The sequence below is a fragment of the Diplocloster agilis genome (assembly GCF_019042275.1).
GTDB lineage: Bacteria > Bacillota > Clostridia > Lachnospirales > Lachnospiraceae > Diplocloster > Diplocloster agilis.
In genome coordinates this window covers 21,629-41,877 of sequence record NZ_JAHQCW010000022.1, presented here as the reverse complement: position 1 = coordinate 41,877, position 20,249 = coordinate 21,629, and the positions used below count along the sequence as shown (strand labels likewise).

At 49.9% G+C, this 20,249-nt stretch carries 15 protein-coding genes and 1 tRNA gene; 5 read left to right on the top strand and 11 right to left on the bottom strand.

What is annotated here, in order from left to right:
* Positions 1–106 precede the first annotated feature (106 nt).
* On the top strand, positions 107–886 hold the full coding sequence (locus KTH89_RS13555) for a DeoR/GlpR family DNA-binding transcription regulator (protein WP_238722064.1): 780 nt from the start codon (positions 107–109) through the stop codon (positions 884–886).
* An 86-nt stretch (positions 887–972) separates the two neighbouring features.
* On the opposite strand, the gene KTH89_RS13550 is transcribed toward KTH89_RS13555, so the two are convergent.
* Positions 973–1,055 (bottom strand) — tRNA-Leu (locus KTH89_RS13550).
* A gap of 237 nt (positions 1,056–1,292) precedes the next feature.
* Between KTH89_RS13550 and KTH89_RS13545 the strand changes: the two genes are divergently transcribed.
* Together KTH89_RS13545 and KTH89_RS13540 are read left to right on the top strand one after the other, a co-directional pair.
* Positions 1,293–3,782: a DsrE/DsrF/DrsH-like family protein gene (locus tag KTH89_RS13545; RefSeq protein WP_238722063.1), complete on the top strand. Its 2,490-nt coding sequence runs from the start codon at positions 1,293–1,295 to the stop codon at positions 3,780–3,782.
* Between the two features lie 139 nt (positions 3,783–3,921).
* Positions 3,922–4,062 carry a hypothetical protein gene (locus KTH89_RS13540; protein ID WP_238722062.1) on the top strand — a complete coding sequence of 47 codons (141 nt, stop codon included), beginning with the start codon at positions 3,922–3,924 and terminating at the stop codon, positions 4,060–4,062.
* A gap of 153 nt (positions 4,063–4,215) precedes the next feature.
* Here the strand turns inward: KTH89_RS13540 and KTH89_RS13535 are convergent, their stop codons facing one another.
* Complete coding sequence (locus tag KTH89_RS13535) at positions 4,216–4,866, bottom strand: potassium channel family protein (RefSeq protein ID WP_158346906.1); 651 nt, start codon at positions 4,864–4,866, stop codon at positions 4,216–4,218.
* A gap of 18 nt (positions 4,867–4,884) precedes the next feature.
* Positions 4,885–6,276 (bottom strand): TrkH family potassium uptake protein, encoded by a 1,392-nt coding sequence (locus KTH89_RS13530; protein ID WP_238722061.1) that lies wholly within the window; start codon positions 6,274–6,276, stop codon positions 4,885–4,887.
* A gap of 1,295 nt (positions 6,277–7,571) precedes the next feature.
* On the opposite strand from KTH89_RS13530, the gene KTH89_RS13525 reads away from it, so the two are divergent.
* Both KTH89_RS13525 and KTH89_RS13520 read left to right on the top strand, forming a co-directional pair.
* Positions 7,572–8,438 carry a shikimate dehydrogenase gene (locus tag KTH89_RS13525; RefSeq protein ID WP_238722060.1) on the top strand — a complete coding sequence of 289 codons (867 nt, stop codon included), beginning with the start codon at positions 7,572–7,574 and terminating at the stop codon, positions 8,436–8,438.
* Positions 8,439–8,519: 81 nt separating this feature from the next.
* Positions 8,520–9,095, top strand: a complete 576-nt coding sequence (locus KTH89_RS13520) for a xanthine phosphoribosyltransferase (protein ID WP_158346909.1) — start codon at positions 8,520–8,522, stop codon at positions 9,093–9,095.
* Positions 9,096–9,386: 291 nt separating this feature from the next.
* Here the strand turns inward: KTH89_RS13520 and KTH89_RS13515 are convergent, their stop codons facing one another.
* From KTH89_RS13515 to KTH89_RS13480, 8 genes are all read right to left on the bottom strand, one after another.
* A complete protein-coding gene (locus KTH89_RS13515; protein WP_238722059.1) occupies positions 9,387–10,274 on the bottom strand; it encodes an FN3 associated domain-containing protein in 888 nt (295 codons plus the stop codon).
* A 21-nt stretch (positions 10,275–10,295) separates the two neighbouring features.
* Positions 10,296–11,132: a bifunctional methylenetetrahydrofolate dehydrogenase/methenyltetrahydrofolate cyclohydrolase FolD gene (gene folD, locus KTH89_RS13510; protein ID WP_238722058.1), complete on the bottom strand. Its 837-nt coding sequence runs from the start codon at positions 11,130–11,132 to the stop codon at positions 10,296–10,298.
* Between the two features lie 21 nt (positions 11,133–11,153).
* Positions 11,154–12,824: a formate--tetrahydrofolate ligase gene (locus KTH89_RS13505; protein WP_238722057.1), complete on the bottom strand. Its 1,671-nt coding sequence runs from the start codon at positions 12,822–12,824 to the stop codon at positions 11,154–11,156.
* A gap of 34 nt (positions 12,825–12,858) precedes the next feature.
* Positions 12,859–15,459: an FtsK/SpoIIIE family DNA translocase gene (locus KTH89_RS13500; protein WP_238722056.1), complete on the bottom strand. Its 2,601-nt coding sequence runs from the start codon at positions 15,457–15,459 to the stop codon at positions 12,859–12,861.
* Between the two features lie 13 nt (positions 15,460–15,472).
* Positions 15,473–16,348, bottom strand: coding sequence for an undecaprenyl-diphosphate phosphatase (locus KTH89_RS13495; RefSeq protein WP_158346914.1), 876 nt, complete (start codon positions 16,346–16,348; stop codon positions 15,473–15,475).
* A gap of 516 nt (positions 16,349–16,864) precedes the next feature.
* Complete coding sequence (locus tag KTH89_RS13490; protein WP_238722055.1) at positions 16,865–17,398, bottom strand: hypothetical protein; 534 nt, start codon at positions 17,396–17,398, stop codon at positions 16,865–16,867.
* 282 nt (positions 17,399–17,680) lie between these two features.
* Positions 17,681–18,499 carry a ClpP family protease gene (locus KTH89_RS13485; protein WP_330656692.1) on the bottom strand — a complete coding sequence of 273 codons (819 nt, stop codon included), beginning with the start codon at positions 18,497–18,499 and terminating at the stop codon, positions 17,681–17,683.
* A gap of 457 nt (positions 18,500–18,956) precedes the next feature.
* Positions 18,957–20,240, bottom strand: a complete 1,284-nt coding sequence (locus KTH89_RS13480; protein WP_238722054.1) for an O-acetylhomoserine aminocarboxypropyltransferase/cysteine synthase family protein — start codon at positions 20,238–20,240, stop codon at positions 18,957–18,959.
* Positions 20,241–20,249: the final 9 nt, after the last annotated feature.

Genomic DNA, 20,249 nt, shown 5'->3' with positions numbered 1-20,249 from the left:
GTTGGCATTTTATTGCAAAAAGCAAGAAATGCGTGTATATTAGTAATATCTCAACAAAACAAAAACAATATTTTGATGTTCTGAATTGGAAATAAGGGGAGAAATCATGTCCACAAAAACAGAAAAAAGAAGAAGTGAAATAGCAAGACTCATTCAGGAATACGGGTCTTTTACAAGTTCACAGCTTATGGAGCGCTTCCAGGTCTCAAGAGAGACCATCCGAAAAGACCTGCATCATCTGGATCAGATGGGATTGATCAATAAGACCCATGGAGGAGCCGTCATGACCACGACAGCCCTGGAAAATCTGTACATTCCAAGCGTCGAAAACATGTCCGACGAAAAAAAAGCCATTGCACGGGAGGCGCTGGCCCTGATACCTGATACGGAAACGATTATCTACGTAGACGGCGGGAGTTCTGCCGGAATCTTTGCCTCTATGTTAGGGGAGCATCCGGGTCTGACTGTTGTCACCCCTTCCCTTCTGGCTGCCAATTTGATGAAAGGGATGCCGCAGCACAAAATCTTTCTGACCGGCGGTTATATCATACAGGTCGGCGAAATGCTGACAAACTATAACATGGAGCAGGTAATTAAAGACTTTCGATTTTCCTGTGCTATCTTCGGCACTTCCGGTATCCGCTTTCACAACGGCCCGACCGTGAGTGAACACTCCGAAACCAACTATAAGTCCATCGTGGCCCAGAATAGTGATTTCTGTACGGTTCTGTGTGATCATACCAAGTTCTCTGCCGGAGGCATGGCCAGCTATCTGTCCTGGCCTCAGGTGGACTATCTAATCACGGACTGGAACGCTCCTGAAGATGAGCTGGCTAAAATACATGCGAAATCCATCATCGTTGCGCCGGAGGCCACGGATCAATAAGTTAGATCCAAATTCTTTGTTCCATAAAATTACTTATACAAAACAAAAAGACTGATTGCCTTTGAGCAATCAGTCTTTTTGACTCATGCGGATGGAGGGACTTGAACCCTCACGCCCTTGCGAGCGGCAGATTTTGAGTCTGCTGCGTCTGCCATTCCGCCACATCCGCTTATATTATCACACAGCGCTTACCAACTATGTGAACCGAAATTTATTTTAGCATAAACTTCCATCCATGGCAAGCACTTTATAAAATTTTCTCCGCTCAATTTTCTCGTTCCCATTTACTCCGCCCATTATCTCAATCCAATAATTCCCGGCAGCCGTCTTATGTAACTTAGTCACATAAGTTCTTTCCGGCAAACGCTATAATAACGGTATCAATTGAAAAAGGAGATGCGCAGGCATGAAAATATGTATAGTGGGCGGAGTAGCCGGAGGCGCCAGCGCCGCTACCAGGCTCAGACGTCTGGATGAAAAAGCGGAAATTGTATTGTTTGAAAAAGGTGAGCATATCTCGTATGCAAACTGCGGACTGCCTTACTATCTGGGTGGGACGATCCGGCAGCGGGACTCTTTGATTGTTACCAAGCCGGAGTTGTTATGTAAACGCTTTCGGGTGGATGTGAGGACCCGGAATGAAGTGATACGTATCAACCGGCAGGAGAAAAAAATAGTAGTGCGGGATTTAAAGAGTGGAACCGACTATGAGGAATCTTATGACAAATTGATTCTGTCCCCGGGCGCCGGACCAAAAGTGCCGCCGCTTCCGGGTATGCATTCCGACGGTGTATTCACCCTTCGCAACGTCACGGATACTTACCGGATCGATGATTATCTGCTGGAAAACACACCTAAGACCGCTGTGGTGGTAGGCGGCGGCTTTATCGGTGTGGAGATGGCTGAAAATCTTGTGGACCGCGGCCTTTCGGTAACCCTTGTGGAATACGCAGATCAGGTGATCGCATCTCTGGATCCGGAGATGGCTAATATCCTGCACCGGCATCTGTCGGAGCACGGGGTAAACTTAATGCTGGGAACCGGAATCACCGGAATATCCCGTGATTCTAAGGGGCTTCACGCCGGCCTCACCTCCGGCGAAGAGGTGGACGCCGGTTTGGTCCTTCTCTGTATGGGTGTGGCTCCGGACTCTCATCTGGCAAAGGAAGCCGGTCTTGATCTGGGGGTAAACGGCAGTATCGAAGTTAACGAATATTATGAAACCTCCGATCCGGATATTTACGCAGTGGGTGATGCGATCAGCGTAACCCATCTGGTCGGACAGACGAAAACGCTGGTTCCTCTGGCAGGCCCCGCCAACAAACAGGGCCGCACCGCCGCTGAAAATGCTCTGATGGGCCGCAAGGTAAAGGGAAGCCCGGTACAGAGCAGTTCCGTGCTCAAAGTATTTGATCTGACAGCCGCCTCAACGGGATTAAATGAAAAACAGCTGCGTCAAATGGGCATTCCCTACAAAAAAACATATGTACATCCCCAGTCCCACGCGTCTTATTACCCGGGAGCGTCTCCGATTTCCATGAAAATGCTCTTTGGGGACGACGGGCGCATATTAGGCGCTCAGGCCGTCGGCGCAAAGGGAGTAGAGAAGCGCATCGACGTTCTGGCTGCGGTAATCCGTCTGGGCGGAACCGTATACGATCTGGAACAGCTGGAATTGTGTTACGCACCGCCTTATTCTTCCGCCAAGGACCCGGTCAATATGCTGGGTTATACCGCTGTTAATATTCTGAATGGGGATATGCCGGTCTTCTACGCGGAAGAGGTCTCCTCTCTGGATCCGCAAACAGCAACCCTGTTAGATGTTAGCACCCCGGATGAAATCCTGATGGGTACCATTCCCGGCTTCCGGAGCATACCGCTTGATACATTGCGGGAAAACTTAAACCGTCTGGACCCTGATAAACCCGTTTATGTCACCTGCCGGGTAGGGCTGCGCGGATATCTGGCCACCCGGATCTTACTGCAAAACGGCTTCCGCGCTTATAACTTAAGCGGCGGCTACCGGACTTATTCGCTGACCGGCCCATATACGGCACCGGCCCCGGCAGAATCACAAAGGCTTCAAAGCGTCCCTCCTCATCCGGCTGTGCCTGACGCAGCCAAACCAAATGCCGGTGCGGCCGGAAACCCTGTTCCGCCTATGAAACTTTTGACCGTGGATGCCTGTGGACTTCAGTGTCCGGGACCGATCATGAAAGTGTCGGAAAACATGAAGACATTAAAAGAGGGAGAACAGTTATGTGTTCAGGCTACGGACCCCGCTTTTGCTTCTGATATCGGCGTCTGGTGTCAGAGGACTGGTAACTGTTTGATTCATACATCCTGTGAAAAGGGAATCTATCAAGTTGTGCTCCAAAAGGGGGATACCGCCCTGCACGCCGCCCAATGCGATCTCCCGTCTGCAGGGAATGATAAAACCATGGTCATTTTCAGCCAGGATCTGGATAAGGCCATCGCTTCCTTTATTATCGCCAACGGCGCGGCGGCTATGGACCGGCGAGTAACCATGTTTTTCACCTTCTGGGGATTGAATATTCTTCGGAAGCCCCGAAAAGTATCCCTCAAAAAAACTTTTATGGAAAAAATGTTCTCAGGAATGATGCCCAGAGGAAGTCAAAAATTGAAGCTGTCTCATATGCAAATGGGGGGAATCGGCGCCCGCTTGATTCGCAAACTCATGAAAGACAAAAATGTAGCTTCCCTGGAAGAACTCATCGCATCCGCTCAGCAAAACGGCGTACGAATCGTAGCCTGCCAGATGTCTATGGATCTCATGGGAATCCGCAAAGAAGAGCTTATAGACGGTGTGGAAATCGGCGGCGTAGCCACTTTTCTGGGAGCTGCGGAGACTTCGGATACTAACTTGTTTATCTAAAAATTTGAACTTTTCTTTGTCGTAAAATGCGACATTTTCAATGCTTCAAAACGGGGTAAGTGCTTGACTTTTTCTTCGCTTCTATCTAAAATCAAATCTGCACCGTAAAATTTGATACCATGATCGGGGAGGGGAAATCATGTCAACAACAGATCTGCAAGAAGCGCTGAAAGAAAAAGAGAAGGAAATCCTCCGTTTGCAAGCAGATAATACGTATCTGTATCAGACTGTCTGTACGTTGAATCAAACTTTAAATCGTATGAACGACAAATTTATCTGAATTGCAAAAATCTTTCTCCCATTAACTGGAGGACATTCCTATCGTCTTTCAATCACATAACAAACGCCACGAGGGCCGTTCCTGACTTCGTGGCGTTTTCATATGAATATTGTCATACTAAATTTTCATCTTATTTTTTATGCTATTTCACTCTTAATTACTGTACAGCTTTTCCAACGCCTCATTTTCGCCCAGAATAATATAGGTATCGTCAACCTGGGCACTGCGGTCAGGGTCGGGAGTCGGGATAATCCGTTCTCCATCTTTTCTGGCAATTACATTCAGGCCAAAGCTGCGCAGATCCAGCTGCCGCAAAGACTTTCCGATCCAGTTCTGGGGCGTAACCACCTCAACCATGCTGAACGAGTTGGATAATTCCATCGTGTCTATAAAATTACCGGATATAATATTGCGGGCTGTCCGCACTCCCATGGCGCGTTCCGGGAAGATAACCTTATCCGCGCCCACTTTCTGCAATACCATCCCATGAATATCGTTGTGTGCTTTCGCAAGGACATACGGAACCCCGCATTCCTTTGTGACAATCGTCGCCATAATACTGGCTTCCAGATTTTCACCGATGGCGATAATCGCACCATCCAGATTATGAAGTCCCAAAGAGCGCAAAGCCTCCGCATCCGACACATCCGCCCGGAAGGCATGCGTCACATAATCCGCGATATCCTGCACCTTTTCCACTTTCCAGTCCACCGCAAGCACCTGACAGCCGTTCTTTGCCAGCGTAAGAGCCACGCTGCGTCCAAACTCTCCCAACCCGAATACTGCAAACTCTTTCTTGGCCATGACCAATTCTCCTTTTATTTATCCAATAATAATCCGACGTTCCGGCAGTTCCCGCATCGTATCCTTTTTGGAATGGCGGACAGAAAAAGCAACTGCCATGGTGATCGGTCCGATTCTGCCTATATACATTGTAATAATCAATATAATCTTGCTGAACATACACAAATCCGCGGTCACACCCCGGGACAAGCCAACCGTTCCGATCGCGGATACGACCTCAAACAGGGTATCTACCAGAGAAATATCCTCCACAGCACAAATAAGCAGGGAAGCGGACAAAACAACCCCGATGCTGATCACCACCACCGCCAGTGCCGTCCGAAGACTTTCCTGGGCAATCTTGCGCTCGAACACTTCCGTATTCGTCTTACCGCGCACTACTGCCAAAACGGTTAATACTACCATTCCCACAGTAGTCGTTTTCATACCGCCTGCCGTACCGGCCGGCGAGCCGCCTACGATCATCAAAAGCAAGGTAACCAAAGTGGAACCTTCCCGCATATTCTCCTGCGGAAAAGAAGCAAACCCTGCAGTCCTGGTCGTCACAGACTGGAACATCGAAGCCATGAATTTCTGAAAAACATTCAAATTTCCTATAGTTCCCGGATTATTAAATTCCAACACAAAATACACAAGCGTTCCGAAAGCGATCAAAATGCCCGTAATCACCAGAACCAGCTTGGAGTGCAGCGCCAGATTCTGAAACGGTTTATAATTTTTTACGTCCTTCTTTCTGGATTCCTTAAATACCCGGACCACATCCCACCAGACAATGAATCCCAGGCCTCCGAGCACAATCAAGAGCATCGTCGTAATATTGATCAACGGATTCGTCATATAAGGGATGAAACTGGCTTCCCCGATCAAATCAATCCCCGCGTTACAAAATGCGGATACCGCATGAAAGATCGAATAGCCCACGCCCCTTACAAACCCAAATTCCGGTATAAACTGAAAACTATATAAAACAGCTCCGGCCAGTTCCACCACCAGCGTCCCCGCCAGGATCTTCTTCACCAGCTTCACCAGCCCCGACAGCGTATCCAGGTTATAAGTCTCCTGAATCAGCATCCGGTCCCTGAGGGTGATCCGCTTTCCAACGATAATAAACACACTCATCACCATCGTGATGACTCCCAGCCCGCCCAGCTGGATTAAGATCAAGATAATAATCTTACCGAATATGCTCCAATGGCTGGCCGTCACAAAGGTGACCAGTCCCGTCACGCAAATACTCGTCGTGGACATAAACAGGGCGTCTATGGGGTTTGTCCAGGTCCCGTCTGCCGAGGAAACCGGCAGCATCAGAATAACTCCTCCTATCACAATCGCTGACAAAAATCCGAACGCTATCGTCCTGGTTGTATTCATTTGGAGTCTCTGCATAAACTTCTTTAAACTGATTAACATGATCTTCCTCTGCTCACCGAAACACGGTTCTATTTTGCACATCTCATGCTCTGGTCCGGTACTTTACAAAGCCTAATTATAACCTTTCATGCCTCCGGTTGCAAGTTATATTTGCATTTATATTTGAAATTAGGGGCCGGGGAGGACAGGAGCGGGGTTCGGGGCCGGGCGCGGAGGCGGATTGCGGCGGGGGCGCTCTCTGTCCGGGGTAAAATCGCTTCGGCCGGGCCTAAGAACAGGTAACTCCGATGGCGGGAGAACCTCTTATTAGCAGGGCCCGGAACAAACTCGCCAAAAATCGGCTCGGACAGTGTTCCAGGCCCTGCGAGGTTCTCCCACCATCTGCGTAACCTGTTCTAAGGCCCGGCCTCAAGCGATTTTACCCCGGACAGAGAGCGCCCCCGCCGCAATCCGCCTCCGCGCCCGGCCCCGAACCCCGCTCCTGTCCTCTCCTACTCTGGTAATGGCATAGATCTCTCTATATGATATTTAGATTCGGATATTCTGAGCTTAATCAAAGAAGTACGAATGATACATACATATCTTGCTCAAATGTTGGCCGTTTTATAGGCTATTCTGCCAGCTGTATAATATATGTTTTTCTGTATCTTATTCTGTATCTGCTTTATCTTTTTTCTTTTTTATTTCTCATATACTTTCATATTTTGTTTCATACGTCTTTATGTCTTATTGTATCTTTTCCTTTTTACTAATAATAACCGGTCATGCTTCTAAGGTAATATCAAAGTATGCAGAAATGTGCAGGGGCAGGGAGGTCTGACGCTTAAGGCCGGGGTGGGGGCGGTATCCGGGGAGGCTCCGGGTGGCCGGGTTCTTTTGTATCTCCCTGGGAGCGCATAGGGCGGCTGCGAATACGCTTAGTGAATTCGGAAAGCCGGGGTCAGGATGCACGGCGGACTTCACGTCCGACGGGCAAGAGCCTCTGAACCGGGAACGCATCACGTGTTCCTGGTGAATAGGCTCGGTTCCTGAACCCGGCTTTTCGATTTCACTTAGCGTATTCCAGCGCAAGCCCTCCGCGCTCCCAGGGAGATACAAAAGAACCCGGCCACTTGAAGCGTCCCCCGGATACCGCCCCCACCCCGGCCTTAAGCGGCAGACCTGTCCAAACCCGTGAAAGAGCCGTTCCAGGTATCCAGCGGTTTTCGCCGCCTTCCAATATTCCTGTTCAAAAGCCAGGCCGAAGCGATTGCCCGTCCCTTAGCAGCTCCCCATTGACATAAAGATGGGATTTGGTTAAGATGAATATAATTCTGGAAAAGGAGTAGAAAAACATGGAAAAACAGATTACCGGGCATACCCGGTTAACCGGTTTATTGGGCAGTCCGGTTGCACATAGTATTTCTCCCATGATGCATAACGAATCTTTTGCGCAGCTGGGGCTGGACTATGTTTATCTGGCGTTCGATGTGGGCTGTGAGGATTTGAAAACCGCCGTGGAAGGCCTGAAGGTTTTGAATGTCAGGGGCTTTAATCTGACGATGCCGGATAAGAACCGGATGTGCGAACTGGCGGACCGCCTTTCCCCCGCGGCAGAGATGATCGGCGCGGTGAATACGGTTGTTCATGAGGATGGGGTGCTCACCGGACATAATACGGACGGCGTGGGATATATGTGCGCTGTAAGAGATGCTGGTCATGATATTATTGGAAAAAAAATGACTCTGCTGGGAGCCGGCGGCGCAGCCACCGCAGTCTGCGTGCAGGCGGCGCTGGACGGCGTGGCGCAGATCGACCTGTTCAGCATCAAGGATCAGTTCTGGCCCCGGGCACAGAATCTGGTCGATAAGCTGAATGCCCAGACGTCCTGTCAGGTGTCGCTGTATGAACTGCCGGATGACCGGATGCTTGCAAAGAGTATCTCCGAGAGCGCGATCCTGACGAATGGCACGTCGGTGGGTATGAGCCCTCATGTGGATGGGTGCATAATATCGGATTCCGGCATGCTGCGCCCGGATCTGATCGTCTCGGATGTGATCTATAATCCCAGGGAGACCAGATTGCTGCAGATGGCCCGGGAACGTGGCTGCCAGGTCTTTAATGGTCTGTATATGCTGCTGTATCAGGGGGCGGAGGCCTTCCGTATCTGGACCGGACAGGACATGCCGGTATCCTTGATTAAGGAGAAATATTTTTCCTGATTCGGATCATATTCTTATGGATTCCTTTTTTATTTAATCTGTGATATGATGGAAACAACATAAAATTAAGAGGTGAATATCGTGAAATTACTGGAAGAAAAAATTCTGGCAGAAGGACACGCGTTAAATGAATCAATACTGAAAGTGGACAGCTTTATTAATCATCAGGTCGACCCACAGTTGATGTATGAAATGGGAAAGGATATCGCGGATCATTTTCGCGGACAAGGTGTTACCAAAGTATTCACCATCGAAAGTTCCGGTATTGCTCCGGCGGTCTATGCTGCACAGGAATTAGGGGTTCCCATGGTTATCCTGAAAAAACAGGTTTCCAAGACTCTGAAAACAGATGTGTGGCAGACACAAGTCACCTCTTTTACCAAGGGAGTGGATTACGAGCTTACCATGGCCAAGAATTACATATCGGAAAATGACCACATCCTAATTGTGGACGATTTTCTGGCTAATGGGGAAGCTGCCACGGGCGCGGTTCGTTTAATCCGAAAAGCGCATGCTACGATCGCCGGTATCGGCATCCTGATTGAGAAATCCTTCCAGCCCGGAAGGCAGAAACTGGAGGAGCAGGGATTGGATGTCTATTCCCTGGCCCGAATAGGTAAAATGGATGTGGACCTGATCGAATTTATTCACGAGTAGTTACATATTTTGTACATTATTGGACAGCGAACGCTGCAAATCTGTCCGCAGGGCATGTATTCATGGGATACTGTTAAATATACAATATTAAGCAGCGTACGCTGCGAATCCGCCCATAGGGCATGTATTAGTGGAATACTGTTATGATAGTTATTTAAAGAGCTTATGAAACCAATAGAAATACGGGCCATGATTTGGCCCGTGTTTTTTCATTCTATAGCGATCTATATGCTATAGCGCTCTATATGATTCCAGGTAAACCGTATACCGGAAATGCTTGATGAACTTCTTTTACTGATCCAGTTTTATCTCATATTCCAGTGTTATATCCTGGCTATAATAGCCGTCCCCGTTGACCGCCACCGCCCGGATGATATTTTTTCCTTCCCGCAGCATGATGGGCCTGACATACAGATGGCTCTTATGGGTGGGCTGCGAGCCGTCAAAGGTATAATAGATCTCCCCTATGTCCGCCAGCAGTTCGATCTCCACATTTTTATAATAGATTCCGGGGGCGAGATCGGCGTCGGGAGCGGGCACCGTGTAGTCGGAAAGTGCTTTTCTGATATTCTGATCCGTACAGTTTAGTATCAGATCGGGAATGTCGCTCATACGCTCAGCCTTTTTATAAAACCCAATGAGTTCTTCGTACTCTTCCACCGTCGCCAGCTCTTGGTCTATCATATGCTCAAGCACTGCGACAGCCTCTTCATCCTTATGCTGCTCTGTATAGATCTCTACCAGCGTTTCATAGGCTGCCGGATCCTCAGGCTTTAATTCCACCGCCTTTTCCAGATATACGACCGCCCTGTCTGTGTTCTGCTTATCCCTGTATTCCTGCGCTTTCTGGATTTGATAGATGTAGGAATTACTCCTGTAGGTGAGAAATCCCACGCCGCCTCCTGCAATCAGTAAGACCGCCGCAATACCCAGGATCCATAATTTTCTTCGCAGGGTCAGCTTCTCGGCCTGTGGCTTTGTATGGGTGTGTACAGGCGGCGCCTGTACCGTTCTCCGGTCTGAGGTGGATTTTTCCTCCGGATTCATCATACCGGCCACATTTTCCAGTACCGCTTCATCTAACGGATTAAAATCCGGTACGATCTGTACCGGTTCTCCGCACTTCTCGCAGTACACATGTCCATCTTTCAGCTTAGCCCCGCATTTTTTACAAAGCATGGTCATTACCGCCTGTTCCTTCTATCTTTTCGCTGATTCCACGCAGTTACGCATCAGCATGGCGATCGTCATCGGTCCTACGCCGCCCGGAACGGGAGTAATCGCGCTGACATGATCCACCACATCATCAAAGTCCACATCTCCGCACATCTTACCATTTTCCCTGTGTATGCCAACGTCTATGACGACGGCTCCTTCTTTGATATATTCATGATTGATCATTCTGGGTTTTCCGATGGCTGCGATCAGGATATCCGCCCGCTTTGCCACCTCTTTTAAATTCCTGGTCCTTGAATGGCAGACTGTGACGGTTCCATTTTCCCGCAGGAGCAGTAAAGCCATGGGCTTACCGACAATATTACTGCGCCCGATCACCACGCACTCCTTGCCTTCGATCTCCACGTCGGAGCGCTTCAGAAGCTGGATAATCCCGGCCGGCGTACAGGACAAAAAGCCTGGCTGGCCGATACACATGGCTCCGACACTGGCCGGATGAAAGCCATCCACGTCTTTTAGAGGCGAGATCGTTTGGATCACTTTATCCTCATCGATGTGCGCGGGCAGCGGTAGCTGCACCAGGATTCCGTTCACATCCTCCCGCTCATTGAGCTCTTCCACCAGAGCCAGCAGTTCCTCCTGTGTAGTCTCCTCCGGCAGTTCGTAGGCTAGCGACTCGATCCCGATATAGGCGCATGCTTTTTTCTTGTTATTCACATAGATGGAGGAGGCCGGATCGGCGCCCACCTGTACTACGGCGAGGCAGATATGCTTTCCCTGCTCCGTTAAAACCGCTACCTCTTCTTTACACTCATCCTTGATCTGCTGGGAGATCATTTTTCCGTCTATAATACGTGCCATTCCCATACACTCCTTTTTCTCCTAGAATAATCCCGTTATCTTACCGTTTTCCTCTACGTCTATGCTGTCCGCCGCCGGTTTCTTCGGCAGCCCCGGCATCGTCATGATCGCACCGGTAATCGCTACCACAAAACCGGCCCCCGCTGATATATATACCTCTCTCACATTGACTGTGAAATGTTCCGGCCTTCCTAACAGGGCAGCGTCATCCGACAGGGAGTACTGGGTTTTCGCCATACAGACCGGAAGATTTCCAAAGCCCAGCTCCGTTAAATGCTTCAGTTCTTTTGCCACCGCGGCGGTAAATACCACGCCGTCGGCGCCGTAGATTTCTTTGGCTATGGTCTCAATCTTTGCCGCCAAAGGCTGCTGGTCATCATAGAGCACCTTAAATCGGCTTTCTTTTGTGGACAGGGTTTCCAGAACCTTTTCCGCAAGGGCGATGCCGCCCTCTCCTCCTTTTTCCCATACCTCGGAGATGGCGAATTCACAGCCTCTGTCTTTACAGAATTTTTCTACAAACGAGATTTCCGCTTTTGTATCGGTAATAAAGGAATTCAGGGTTACTACTACGGGAACTCCATATTTCTGAAGATTTTCAATGTGTTTTTCCAGGTTGACGATCCCTTTTTCCAATGCCTCCAGGTTTTCGCTGCTTAACTGGTCTTTGGGGACGCCTCCGTTATATTTTAACGCGCGGACCGTAGCCACAAGCACGACGGCATCCGGCTTAAGTCCGGCTTTCCTGCATTTGATGTCAAAGAATTTTTCCGCGCCCAGATCTGCTCCGAAGCCTGCCTCCGTAACGACATAATCCGCCAGCTTCAGGGCGGTCTTGGTCGCTCTCACACTGTTACAGCCGTGGGCAATATTCGCAAACGGCCCTCCATGGACCAGCGCCGGGGTATGCTCTAACGTCTGGATCAGATTCGGTTTCAGCGCATCCTTTAACAGAGCGGCCATAGCCCCGGTGGCATGCAGTTCCTCCGCCGTTACCGGCTTGCCCTCTCTCGTGTAAGCGACGATCATGCGGCCCAGACGCCGTTTCAGATCCTCCATGTCGTTGGAAAGGCACAGCACGGCCATGATCTCCGACGCAACGGTGATGACGAAATGGTCTTCCCGGACCACGCCGTCTCCCTTGCTGCCAAGTCCCACGACCACGTTTCTCAAGACCCGGTCGTTCATATCCAGACAGCGTTTCCAGACCACCTGCCTGGTGTCGATTCCCAGCGCATTTCCCTGCTGAATATGATTGTCCAGCAGAGCCGCCAGCAGATTATTGGCGGAAGTGATGGCGTGGAAATCCCCGGTAAAATGAAGGTTCAGATCCTCCATCGGCACTACCTGGGCATATCCGCCTCCGGCCGCGCCTCCCTTGATGCCAAAGCAGGGCCCTAATGAGGGCTCTCTAAGAGCGATCACCGCTTTCTTTCCCAGCCTTCCGAATGCCTCTCCAAGACCTACCGTCGTGGTTGTCTTTCCCTCGCCCGCAGGGGTGGGATTGATTGCCGTTACCAGGATCAGCTTTCCGTCGGGCCGGTCTTTCACCTTCTCCCAAAGTTCATCGGAGAGCTTTGCCTTGTACTTTCCGTAAAATTCCAGGTCCTCTTCTTCGATTCCCAGCGCGGCCGCCACCTTCTGAATGGGCTCCATACTGGCTTCCTGTGCGATCTGAATATCCGTTTTCATAATTACTGCCTCCTTTGACATCATTTTCCATGATTTATACATATTCTTCTATGTAAGTTGCAAACTCTTCCATCGACATGAGAATCTTTCTGGGTTTGGTCCCCTCTTCCTCTCCCACTACTCCGGCATCCGCCAGCTGGTCCATAATCCTGGCCGCCCGGTTGAAGCCTATTTTAAACTGTCTTTGCAGCATCCCGATGGACGCCTTGTCTTTGTCTATGATAAATTTGCCGGCCTCCTCAAAATATACGTCCCGCGCGCTGCCCGAATCCTGGGCCGAAGCGCCTCCTGCCCCGCCGGACGACGCGCTGTTGATCCGGCTCTCAATATTGGGATCGTAGGCCGAAGCGGTATTTTGCTTCTTGAGGAATTCCACCACATCTCCCACTTCCCGGTCGGATACGAATGCGCCCTGCACCCGGATCGGCTTTTGATATCCGGTGGGATAAAAGAGCATGTCTCCTTTTCCCAGCAGCTTCTCCGCGCCGTTCATATCGATAATGGTCCTGGAGTCTACGCCGGAGGTCACGGAAAATGCGATTCTGGACGGCATGTTCGCCTTGATCAGGCCTGTGATGACATTTACGCTTGGCCGCTGGGTCGCCAGGATCAGATGCAGGCCCGCCGCCCTCGCCAGCTGGGCCAGACGGCAGATCGATTCTTCCACCTCACCCGGGGAAACCATCATCAGGTCCGCCAGCTCGTCCACGATTATCACGATCTGCGGCAGCTTCTGGGGCTTATTTTCATCCTCGATGTCTTCGATGGATGCGATCTTTGCATTATATCCCTTGATATCCCGCACGTTCAGCTCGGCGAACTTCTGGTAGCGGTCTTCCATCTCCGCCACCGCCCAATGAAGCGCTCCCGCCGCCTTTTTCGGATCGGTAACCACCGGTATAAACAGGTGGGGAATCCCATTGTAAACGCTTAACTCCACCACCTTCGGATCGATCATGATCAGTTTCACATCCTCAGGCCCGGCCTTATAGAGAATACTCATAATCAACGTATTAATACACACCGACTTACCGGACCCGGTAGCGCCGGCGATCAGCAGATGCGGCATTTTGGCGATATCTGTAACTACCGTCTGCCCGGAGATATCCTTTCCGACCGCGAACGCGATTTTGGAGGGATGTTTCTGAAAATCTTCGGTTTCCAGCAGATCTCTTAACATAACGGGATTATTTTCCTTGTTCGGAACTTCGATCCCCACCGCCGCTTTTCCGGGAATCGGCGCTTCGATCCGGATATCCGCCGCCGCCAGATTAAGCTTAATATCATCCGCCAGATTTACGATCCGGCTGACCTTTACTCCCTGCTCCGGCTGCAGCTCATATCTGGTAACCGCCGGTCCGCAGCTGACATTCGTCACCGTCACATTGACGCCGAAATTGTGCAGCGTCTGCTGCAGCTTTAAAGCAGTCTCTTTGAGCGTCCGTTCCGAATCGCCGAATCTGCCCCCGTTGCCCTTCTTCAAAAGTCGGAACGGAGGATATACATACTCCACCTGGAACGCAGCCGACGCCTGATCCAGTTCCTTCTCTGTCTGCATCGCCACATTTTCTCCCCGGATCTCCCCGTCTGCCTGATCCGGCTGTGCCGCCGTCCGGCCCGAAGACGGATTCCGCATGGTATCCTGCGCACGCATGGTTTCCTGGGCACGGGACGCATCTTTGAAGTGTTCTTCCACATTCCGTTTCGTTTTTTTCACAGGTACCGACGGCATCGGCTGTTCTTCCTCGATCTCTGCCGCTGTCTCCGGGAACGCCGTCAGTTCCGGCTCCGGTTCCATGCCCTGGACAGGCATCTGTTCCTGCTCGAAAATATGAAAATCAAACTGATCCAAGAGCTCTGCCTCTTTGACGTCTTCCATGGTCAGCTCTCTTAGCGTACTTTCTTCTTTCTTCTTTTTTTGTTCCTTCTTATCAAGTTTCGTATTCAAAGAGACCCCGGATACCTTTTTATCCATCCGTTTCTCCCGCTCTTCGCGCTTTTCAGCGGCGCGCTCTTTTCTGCGTGCCACATCCTCCTTCGCGGAGTCGTAGACTTTCTTACCGCCTTTTTTTACACCGCCCAGGAAAGAACGCTCCGTGATGACCACCAGACAGATAATCATTAAGATGACCAGGAAAATATACACGCCGGCAGTCCCAAGGGCAGGACTTAACAGATTGACAATCAAACCTCCCGTAAGTCCTCCGGACGCCGCGCGCTCAGACGCATGCTGATAGATCTCTTTAAAGGGCGTATCTTTGGAATAGCCTACGGATACCTGCTGAATGAACGCGCATAAAAGCAGGAACAGCAGTACGCCCGCTCCCGCCTTTAACTTCGCGATACCGTTGTCTTTGTTGGAAATACAGAATGCGATAACCAAAAACAGAATGACCGGAAATATATATTCCATCCAGCCGAATAATCCGAAGAAAAAGGAGCTGACTGTCTTACCTACAAAACCGCCCACTCCAAAATTGCTTATCATTAGAAATATGGCAACCGCCAGAGAAAATAAAACGGCCACTTCCATTCCGATCGGGCTATTTTTATTCTGTCGTTTCGCAGCACGTTTCTTTTTCGTATTCGCCTTTGACCGCGACGTGCTGCGCTTTCTGCTCGATTGTGAAGCCATTGTCAGGTTCCTCCTATACTATAAAACGCGCTCCGATCACTGCGATCAGCCCTACGGCGAAGCAGTAAATGGAGAAATACTTAAATTTTTTATTCCGGACCACGACCAGCATGGTCTTTATGCAGATGTATCCCACCACAGCGGCCACAAGCGCTCCTACTGCGTAGTTGATCAGATCCTGTGACTGAAACATGGTTTTATCCAGATCTTTTATTTCCAGCACGGCAGCACCCAGGATGGCCGGAATGGACATGATAAATGAGAACTTCACCGCGAACTTGCGGTCAAATCCACTCAGCAGACATGCCGAAATCGTGGTCCCGGACCGTGAAATTCCGGGAAGGACGGCAATCCCCTGGCAGATTCCGATTAAAAACCCATTCGTATAGCTTACGTCCTTCGGTACTTTTCTTCCCCCGCCGGTGGCGTCAGCGATCAGGAGCAGTACCCCGGTAATCATCAGACAGATCCCGGGCACCAAAAGCCCGGCCCCGACGATCTCCACCAGGTCCCGCGATACATAGCCTATAACTCCTGTCGGTATCGTAGCCACGATCACCAGCACTACAAACTTCCGGTAATTCGTCCGCACGATCCTTATGTAGCTTCGGTTGGCTCCGCCGATATTCCGAAAAAAAATGATCAGGTTTCTCACCAGGTCCGCCACGATGCCGCAGCCTTCCGCGATGAGTTTCCGGATATCCTTAAAAAACGCGATAAATACGGCGAGAAGGGTGCCCAGATGCAAAATGACATCGAACAACAACCCTGTTTCCAGCTTTAATCCCAGTAAGTTTTTCAAGATGGCCAGATGACCAGAACTGCTGACGGGCAGGAATTCAGTCAACCCCTGAACCAGGCCCAAAAGCAGCGACTGCCATAATGTCATGTTCTCTCCTCCTGTGTACCTTCACTTTCGCATATACACTAATTATAGCATCGAACGGGGCGGCTGTCACGGAATAATTTGTTGAGGGGGATTTAGGGGCCGGCCAAGGGAGGGGGCGCAGCCTGGGTTTGCCGGGGTGTGGGGGGATGCGTGCCGGTTTCTGGCGGCGGAGGGATCGTTGTGTCGGGAGGCGAAAGCTATCGGCCGGTTCGGGATGTATGGCAGCGGAAGAAAAAGATGCTTTATTACACTTTTTTCCGCTAACTCGCTGCGCTCAGACAAGCTCCAAAAAGTGGGCATCTTTTTCTCCCGCTGCTCATACATCCAACGAACCGGCCTCAAAGCTTTCGCCTCCCGACACAACGATCCCTCCGCCGCCAGAAACCGGCACGCATCCCCCCACACCCCGGCAAACCCAGGCTGCGCCCCCTCCCTTGGCCTACTTTAATTCCGGCTTAGTGCTAATATTGCTGTTTCCTCGGCTTTATGATTTGGATATTTTTAATCGATGCTGTTTTATTCGGCTTCTATAGGGGATTCTATATCATCTTTTATAGATTTTACTATATCGTCTTTTATAGCTGCCTCTATATTGATATCCAGAAATTCATGGCGTTTTTTTGCTTCTTCTTTTGATGGGAAGAATTCGATTCCTTCGCACGGTTTTAATTGTGTTTTCCATGAATGTACCGTTTTTAAAAAAGTTTTACCGTTCTCTGCGATTAGGTGACAGGTTTTGTTTTTGTCTATGTAACATATTGGCGCATCGCTTTCTAAATCACAGGTTTCCCCAATCGTTCCTATGTATCCGCCGTGGCTGTCTGCTGCCATTATATCTATGCGCGGGATGGTGTAGAAGTCTATATCGGGCAGGTTATCTTCAAATATAAAGTGTATGTCGTATTCATCAGCAAATTTTTGATATTCTGCGTTTTTATCTTTGCTTGGCATGGAATAGATGGTTGTCCCCGCCGGAATTACTTTTGTATCCTTTTTATATATTCCTATGCAGTCTGTTTGTTCCATCATATCTAAGTATATTTTTTGCATTGTATTTCACCTCTTTATATTTGTATAAATGGGTTTACTTTTTTTAACTTTAGTAATATCGAGTATTTACGTGAAACATTTTTCTTTTATTTTAGTATTGGCTGATGTTATTGTCAAATTATCCGTATTATTCCTATATTTTGTTTTTATCCTATGAAGACAGCTTGATATAGGATATGCCCCCTTCCGGACGGCAAGCTTTATTCTTTTGCCTGTCTGCCTGAAAGAGAGCATACGATTGATAACGCTCCGGTAATTGGCGGATTTTATCCTATGGGGATATTAATTGCCCCTTCTCTCCTCTATCATGGCATATAATTTTGCCATTGCTTCCTTAATTCCTCCGACTTCATTGATGATACCCTCATCCACGCTCTGGGAGCCTACCAGGATCGTTCCCACATCCTTGGTGAGGATTCCGGTTTCCATCATGAGCTGTTCCAGCCGGTCTTCTGTGGTATTACAGTGAGAGGCGATGAACCCGACGATGCGGTCCTGGATCTTTTTAAAATAATCGTAGGTCTGAGGTACCCCGATTACCATTCCGGTCATACGCACCGGATGAATGATCATCGTGCCGGTGGGGACGATAAAAGAGTATTCGGTGGCTACCGCCAGCGGGACTCCTATGGAGTGGCTCCCGCCGAGAACCAGGGATACGGATGGTTTGCTCAAGGATGCGATCATTTCTGCGATTGCCAGGCCGCTTTCCACATCTCCACCCACAGTATTAATGAGAACCAGCAGTCCTTCGATCTCCTGACTGTCCTCGATAGCAGCCAGCTGGGGAAGCACATGCTCATATTTGGTCGTTTTCGTGTTGGCCGGCAGGCACTCGTGCCCCTCGATCTCACCAATTATACTCAACAGATGAATTTTATAGTTTTTGGCATTTTCATCCAAAGTCATCTGTCCCGCTTCCCGGATCAGCTGTTCCTGATCCTGCTCCTTTTTTAATTCCTGGTCTTTTTTCTCGTCATGGTTTTCATCCTGTCCGCCCTGCTTATTTTCCGGAGCCGCATCCATCCGCTCCCCATTTTGTTGAACCATAATACTTTCTGATCCTCTGCTATCCCAATTTGCCATAAGTAATTCTTCCATGTGGAAACCTCCCATTCTAAACAAAAAGAACCACTTTTTACCATGGTTCTTTTTTGAATAGTATATGGAAATTCCACCATTCTATACAACGAATCCTCTTAGTTTTCATCATTCCCCCTGCTTTTAATCCATCCTCCGCCCGAATTAAAGCAGGGCCTGAAAACGCCGGGACTCCGGGAAATGTACCAGCCTGGCCTGCGCTGGGTTTGGGATGCCGGGGAAAAATTCTTATAGCGCAAAAAGCATGGCCGGATAGCGGAGGGAGACTCAAACGGGGATGTCGGCTCACACGCCAGCATCCCCGCTGTTTTCAGAGGCTCCCGGAGCTGCTTATCCGGTTGCTTTTTGCGCTATAAGAATTTTTCCCGGCATCCCAAACCCAGCGCAGGCCAGGCTGGTGCATTTCCCGGAGTCCCGGTGCTTTCAGGCCCGGCCCCTTTAAATCCCCCAGATCTCATCAAGCAAACTTCAAAGCCTGCTCCAGGTCTTCCAGGATATCGTCAATATTTTCTATTCCAACAGAGAACCGTATCATTCCCGGCGTCACACCGGCTTCCAGCAGTTGTTCATCGTTCAGCTGGCGATGGGTATGGCTGGCCGGATGGAGCACGCTGGTTCTGGCATCGGCCACATGGGTGACGATCGCCGCCAGTTCCAAGTGATCCATAAAGCGGATCGCGGCTTCCCTGCCGCCCTTCAGGCCGAAGGAGATGACGCCGCAGGTTCCTTTTGGCATATATTTCTGCGCCAGCGCGTGATATTTGTCGCCGGGCAGCCCCGCATAGTTGACAAAATCTACTTTTTCATGGGCAACCAGGTATTCCGCCGCCCTGCCCGCATTATAGCAGTGGCGTTCCATACGAAGAGCCAGCGTCTCCAATCCGACGTTCAGAAGAAACGCGTTCTGAGGGGACTGGATGGAACCAAGGTCTCGCATCAGCTGAACCGTAGCCTTGGTAATATAAGCGCCTTTTCCGAATTTCTGCGTATATACGATACCGTGGTATGTAGGATCCGGAGTGGTCAGTCCCGGGAATTTATCCGCGTGAGCTTCCCAGTCAAAGTTACCGCTGTCCACGATGCAGCCGCCTACGCACATAGCATGGCCGTCCATGTATTTTGTGGTGGAATGGGTTACAATGTCCGCTCCCCATTCGAAGGGACGGCAGTTAACCGGGGTAGGAAACGTATTGTCGATGATTAACGGAACTCCATGGGCATGGGCGATTCCGGCGAATTTTTCTATATCCAGAACCACTAAGGCCGGATTGGCTACGGACTCCGCCACGACTGCCTTGGTGTTTTCACAAAAGGCCTGGTTTAACTCTTCGACATCCGCATCCGGATTCACAAAGGTACAATCGATTCCCATCTTCTTCAGGGTCGCCCCGTACAAGTTAAAGGTTCCGCCGTATACGGTGCTGGAACACACGATGTGGTCCCCGGCCTGGCAGATATTGGCCACCGCGTAAAAATTAGCCGCCTGCCCGGAAGAGGTCAGCATCGCCGCCACTCCGCCTTCCATATCCGCGATCTTGGACGCCACGTAATCGTTGGTGGGATTTTGAAGACGGGTATAGAAATAACCGGAATCCTCCAGGTCGAACAGTCTTCCCATCTCTTCGGTGGTGTCATATTTAAATGTGGTACTCTGATAGATCGGTAGGACTCTGGGTTCTCCTTTTTTCGGTTTCCATCCGGATTGGATGCACTTTGTCTCCAATCGATATTCTTTGCTCATTGTATCCTC

Bases quoted from the DNA above. Each gene is read 5' to 3' on its own strand.
- KTH89_RS13495 (WP_158346914.1), bottom strand. From the start codon at position 16,348: ATGACATTATGGCAGTCGCTGCTTTTGGGCCTGGTTCAGGGGTTGACT.
- KTH89_RS13505 (WP_238722057.1), bottom strand. From the start codon at position 12,824: ATGAAAACGGATATTCAGATCGCACAGGAAGCCAGTATGGAGCCCATT.
- KTH89_RS13500 (WP_238722056.1), bottom strand. From the start codon at position 15,459: ATGGCTTCACAATCGAGCAGAAAGCGCAGCACGTCGCGGTCAAAGGCG.
- KTH89_RS13490 (WP_238722055.1), bottom strand. From the start codon at position 17,398: ATGCAAAAAATATACTTAGATATGATGGAACAAACAGACTGCATAGGA.
- KTH89_RS13515 (WP_238722059.1), bottom strand. From the start codon at position 10,274: ATGCTTTGTAAAAAATGCGGGGCTAAGCTGAAAGATGGACATGTGTAC.
- KTH89_RS13540 (WP_238722062.1), top strand. From the start codon at position 3,922: ATGTCAACAACAGATCTGCAAGAAGCGCTGAAAGAAAAAGAGAAGGAA.
- KTH89_RS13535 (WP_158346906.1), bottom strand. From the start codon at position 4,866: ATGGCCAAGAAAGAGTTTGCAGTATTCGGGTTGGGAGAGTTTGGACGC.
- KTH89_RS13485 (WP_330656692.1), bottom strand. From the start codon at position 18,499: ATGGAAGAATTACTTATGGCAAATTGGGATAGCAGAGGATCAGAAAGT.
- KTH89_RS13525 (WP_238722060.1), top strand. From the start codon at position 7,572: ATGGAAAAACAGATTACCGGGCATACCCGGTTAACCGGTTTATTGGGC.
- folD (WP_238722058.1), bottom strand. From the start codon at position 11,132: ATGGCACGTATTATAGACGGAAAAATGATCTCCCAGCAGATCAAGGAT.
- KTH89_RS13555 (WP_238722064.1), top strand. From the start codon at position 107: ATGTCCACAAAAACAGAAAAAAGAAGAAGTGAAATAGCAAGACTCATT.
- KTH89_RS13480 (WP_238722054.1), bottom strand. From the start codon at position 20,240: ATGAGCAAAGAATATCGATTGGAGACAAAGTGCATCCAATCCGGATGG.
- KTH89_RS13545 (WP_238722063.1), top strand. From the start codon at position 1,293: ATGAAAATATGTATAGTGGGCGGAGTAGCCGGAGGCGCCAGCGCCGCT.
- KTH89_RS13530 (WP_238722061.1), bottom strand. From the start codon at position 6,276: ATGTTAATCAGTTTAAAGAAGTTTATGCAGAGACTCCAAATGAATACA.